The following is a 3,321-nucleotide window of genomic DNA, read 5'->3' on the forward strand; positions in this document are numbered from 1 at the left end:
CAGCACATCACCCTCCGTCACCAAAGGCCAGGTGGCCATCGGCTCACGCGGTCACGCCTTCACCGACGTTCACCCACGGTAAGACTCAGGAGAACTCTTCGAATCACGGCACCAAAGGTGCCCTAGCCCAGGCGATGCGGAGTTTCTCATGGATATACCCGAAAAATACCGACGTTCAGTAGCATCCGCTGGTGCGTCTAATGATCGCCTTGATGTTATGGCTCAACCCGCTGCCCCCAGCGGTTCAGCCACGGTTCCCCGTGCCGGTCGACCTGTGCGCGACCGTCGACCGGGCCCTGGTTGAGCGGCTCGTGCCCGACGCGAACGCCAGGCTGCGCGGACAATACTGTACCTGGACGCAGGGGACTACGGAACTGGCGGTCACGTGGGTCACCCAGGACAGGGACCCTTGGGATTACACCTCGGCGCAGGCTCACGAGGAGTACCGCATGCGCCTGATCGACGACCTCAGCCCGCGCAGTTCCCCCTTTTTCCGTGTGGACTCTCAGCGAGTCCCCCCAAGTGACCACCACGGAAGCGCGGGTGCTGGAGGGCGTGGGAGACGAGGCCCACCTACTCGACCACCTCTCCGCCGACACGAAGCGGGTGGGACTCGTCCAGATCTTCTTCCGCATCGGCAATCTCCTGGTGGAGGTCGAATACTCCACGTTCGACCGGCCGGTGAGCGCTGACCATCTACGTCAGGGCGCGGTGTCGGTGAGCCGCCGCATGGCGGCCACGCTCGGCCGGATGAGCCCACCCGAACCGATGCCCGCAGTGACCTCCGGCACCTACGCGGAACCACCGATCGCATGCGCCATCCTCAGCCGTGAGCAGCTCAAGAAGCTGGTCGACGCGGAGGGCTACGCGCGGGGCGGGCACTCGGCAGCCTGCAGCTGGGAAAAGCCGAACTCGTCCTTCTGGGATCCGCAGATGGAGGTGCGATTCTGGGCTCCCCAGCGCGGCCCGGCGGGCGACGGGATCGCCCAGGCGAAGGAGATGTTCGCCGGATGGAGAGACTCTGAGTCGGTGGCCGTGGATATTGCGGATGAGGCGCTCGCCTTCCATACCGGGACCGCCCAGTCGCCCGGCGAGCCGGTGGTGGCCTTCAGGAAGGCCAACCTGCTCGGCTACGTGCAGGCGCGCGACCAGGCAAGGCCGAGCAGGCCGCACGGTGGATCGTGGAGGCCCTCCCGTGATCAGGATCGTCGTGGCCGTCTTCCTCCTGCTCACCGCCGCCTGCTCGGCCGATCCCGAGCCACCTCGCCCGACCCAGGCCGCCAACCCCCTGCCGTCGGGTCCCGGAAGGTTCGCCGGGATCCTGGATCCCTGCTCGCTGCTCAGCGTTGAGCAGGTCGAGCAACTGGTCACGCTCGCTGAGCAGGAATACGACGACGGAGGCTGCACCTGGTCGACCCCGTCCCTCGATCTGGAAGGGCAAGCGATCTATCAGCTCGAGGTCGGCGTCCATCTGGCCGCCGATCTGGCGGCGGCGCACGCCTTTTTCACGAAACCCCCGGACTCCGCCTTTCCCCGCATGGTGGTCAAGGCCCTGCCCGAGACTCCCACCAGCGCGAAGGTGGGTGACGAGTCGTTCATCCTGCCCGCGGAGCTTTCGCAGACCACGGTCCTGGCCTTCCGGCTCAGCAACGCGGTGATCAACATCAACTACGGCTGGCATGCAAAGCCCGATCCGCGGCACCTGGACCAGGCGCAAAAGGCCGCGCAGCGGATCGCCGAGGCCCTGGACCGGCCCGCTCCCGCCGTCAACCGGTCGGACGGGCGCTTCGCCGCGCCGCCGTACGCCTGCTCCCTGCTGCCGGAGGGCGTCCCGCTGTCGGCGACCCAATGCGGCGGGCTCAAGGTACGGCATGCGCGAGCGTGGCAGGGCAAGAGCGGGGTCACTGTGGCCAAGGAGATCTTCGCCCACTACCGGAGGCAGGCCGACGAGCCGATCAAACCTGTCAAAGGTCTGGGGGACGAGGCCTTCTCTGAGAAGTACGGGAGCCGGGTGACGGTGTGGGTGCGAGTGAGCAACCTCGTGCTGCAGATCCCGTTCAACCAGGAAGACGGCAAGGTGACGCCGCAGATGCGCGAACAGGTCGCCGAGGTACTGAACCGCCTGCCCGCCCACTGACCGGAAGACAGCCACCTTGGCAAATCACGCGGCAGCGGACCTCGGCCGATGATCGTCGGCTGGGGTCTGTGTGTGCAGCCTGGGTCAGGCGGTGGCGAGGGTGCCGGTAAAGCCGAGAGCTTCGAGTTGCCGGACGTGATTGCGGATTTTCCGGCCGGTGTCGATACGGCTGCTGTGGTAACTGGAGCCGAGGTCCTGGAAGTGGGCAGTCGGGTTGGCCAGCAGATGCCAGACGATGACCAGGATGGAACGGGCGACGGCGACCAAGGCTTTGAGTTTGCCCGGCGTTTGACGATACGGCGGAAGCGTTCGCCGAGGAAGGTGTCGGTCTTGCTGGCCGCGGCGGCGGCCTCGCCGAACACGCCCTTGAGGTAGGGGTTGCCCTTCCCGCTTTGCCGGAGCGGTGCTTGGCTCCGGACTGGATGGTGCGTGGGCAGAGTTTGGCCCAGGACACCAGGTCGTCGGCAGTGGGGAAGCGACTCATGTCGAGCCCCACCTCGGCGAGAATGACCTGTGCGATCCGCAAGCCGATGCCCGGGATCTCATCCAGCCGCTCCAGCGCGGGCAACAGGGACTGCCGGACCCGGCAGGAGTCGCAGTCGGGCTCGCCGCAGTCGCACCCGCTGGAACCGGAGCCGCCGGTTGGGGGCTGGGCGTCGGGTATGGCAGCGATCAACTCTTGGATCCGGGTGGTGAGCGTGACGATCTGACGATCCAGGCCATCGATCTGGTCCAGCAGCATCCGGGCCGGCTCGGCGTGGTGGTCATCGAACCGGCCAGTCAGCGCCTCGATCAACTCGGCGTGCTTGGCTATCATCTTGCCGCGGGCCAGGCCGGCCAGCTTACGCGGGTCGCGTTCTCCGGCGAGATGCGCTTCGATCATGCCCCGCGCCGACAGCGTGGTGATGGCCCCTGAGCAGCAACCACTCGTCCAGTGGCGATAGCGAGCCATTGTCAAACCCTCACCGCTGCCCACACGACCCGCTTAGGAGGGCGGCCCATGATGGGCCCCGGTCGGCGCCGGGGCCCATCACGCGTTTCTCAGGTGACAGTTCCCGGTTGGGCGGACAGGAGGGTCTGGGTCCAGCCGTCGGGGTCGATGGCGCCCTGGCTGCCGAGGTCGTCGTCTCGGCCGTCGTAGGGGTTGGCGTCGAAGTAGCCGTGGAGGGATCCTTCGGGGCGGT

The 3,321-nt window shown here is 66.9% G+C and carries 3 protein-coding genes; 2 read left to right on the forward strand and 1 reads right to left on the reverse strand.

Annotation, left to right across the window (positions count from 1 at the left end; translation table 11 throughout):
• The first annotated feature begins 1,195 nt into the window (after positions 1-1,195).
• Positions 1,196-2,137, forward strand: coding sequence for a DUF3558 domain-containing protein (locus tag EJK15_RS68350; protein WP_138720779.1), 942 nt, complete (start codon positions 1,196-1,198; stop codon positions 2,135-2,137).
• Here EJK15_RS68350 and EJK15_RS78390 read toward each other — a convergent pair.
• Positions 2,058-2,633: a transposase gene (locus tag EJK15_RS78390; protein ID WP_420847196.1), complete on the reverse strand. Its 576-nt coding sequence runs from the start codon at positions 2,631-2,633 to the stop codon at positions 2,058-2,060. The genes EJK15_RS68350 and EJK15_RS78390 overlap by 80 nt on opposite strands.
• On the opposite strand from EJK15_RS78390, the gene EJK15_RS76005 reads away from it, so the two are divergent.
• Positions 2,541-3,053, forward strand: a complete 513-nt coding sequence (locus tag EJK15_RS76005) for a hypothetical protein (protein ID WP_240778132.1) — start codon at positions 2,541-2,543, stop codon at positions 3,051-3,053. The two genes, EJK15_RS78390 and EJK15_RS76005, sit on opposite strands and share 93 nt — an antisense overlap.
• Positions 3,054-3,321 lie beyond the last annotated feature (268 nt).

The sequence above is a fragment of the Nonomuraea basaltis genome (genome assembly GCF_005893125.1).
Classification (GTDB): Bacteria; Actinomycetota; Actinomycetes; order Streptosporangiales; family Streptosporangiaceae; genus Nonomuraea; species Nonomuraea basaltis.